This is a genomic window from Lentzea sp. NPDC060358 (genome assembly GCF_042725365.1).
Lineage (GTDB): Bacteria > Actinomycetota > Actinomycetes > Mycobacteriales > Pseudonocardiaceae > Lentzea.
The window spans coordinates 1-1,064 of the sequence record NZ_JBHXCW010000511.1 but is presented as its reverse complement, the minus strand read 5'-3'; the positions used below and the strand labels follow the sequence as shown (position 1 = coordinate 1,064).

1 protein-coding gene is annotated in these 1,064 nt (G+C 71.1%); it reads right to left on the bottom strand.

The features are described 5' to 3' along the window. Nucleotides 1-1,054 (bottom strand): DNA polymerase (locus ACFWGZ_RS41280; RefSeq protein WP_382457024.1); only part of this gene is annotated, 1,054 nt, incomplete at its 3' end. Nucleotides 1,055-1,064 lie beyond the last annotated feature (10 nt).

Here is a 1,064-nt window from a genome sequence, read left to right as displayed (position 1 = left end):
GGGAGAGGCCGAACGCGGAGAGCCCGTACGCCAGCCCGTAGCTCATGGCCTTGATCTTGCGGCGCATCTCCGGGTCGACGGCCGACTTGTCGACGCCGAAGACCTGCGAGGCGACCGTGGTGTGCAGGTCCTCGCCGGAGGTGAACGCCTCGATGAGACCGGCGTCCTCGGAGAGGTGGGCCATCACCCGCAGCTCGATCTGGCTGTAGTCGGCCGTCATCAGCGTCTCGAAGCCGTCGCCGACGACGAAGCCGCGGCGGATGGCCCGGCCCTCGTCCGTACGGACCGGGATGTTCTGCAGGTTGGGGTCGGTGGAGGAGAGCCGGCCCGTCGCCGCCACGGTCTGGTTGAACGTGGTGTGGATGCGGCCGTCCGCCGCGACCGTCTTGATCAGGCCCTCGACGGTGACCCGCAGCTTGGCCTGCTCACGGTGACGCAGCATGATCACCGGCAGCTCGTGCTCGGTCTGCGCGGCGAGCCAGGCCAGCGCGTCGGCGTCGGTGGTGTAGCCGGTCTTCGTCTTCTTCGTCCTGGGCAGGCCCAGCTCACCGAAGAGGACTTCCTGGAGCTGCTTGGGCGAGCCGAGGTTGAACTCGCGGCCGACCGCCGCGTGCGCCTCCTTCACCGCCTGCTGCACCGCACCGGCGAACTGCTGCTCCATGCCTTCCAGGTGGGCCCGGTCGGCGGCGATGCCGTGCCGCTCCAGGCGGGCCAGCAGCGCGGAGGTGGGCAGCTCCATCTCGTGCAGCAGCTTGTCCGCGCCGACCTCCACCAGCCGGGTGGCGAACGCCTCGCCCAGGTCCAGCACCGCGCGGGCCTGGGCCATCAGGGACTCGGCCTCCGCCTGGTCGTCGGCGCCGAAGGCGAGCTGCCCGTCGGCGGCCGCGGCGGGGGCCAACTCACGGCCCAGGTACTCCACCGTCAGCGCGTCCAGCGCGAAGGAGCGGCGGCCGGGCTTGACCAGATAGGCGGCGAGCGCGGTGTCCATCGTGACGCCGTCGACCGACCAGCCGTGCTCGGGGAAGACCCGCATGGCGCTCTTGGCGTTGTGCATGACCTTGGGC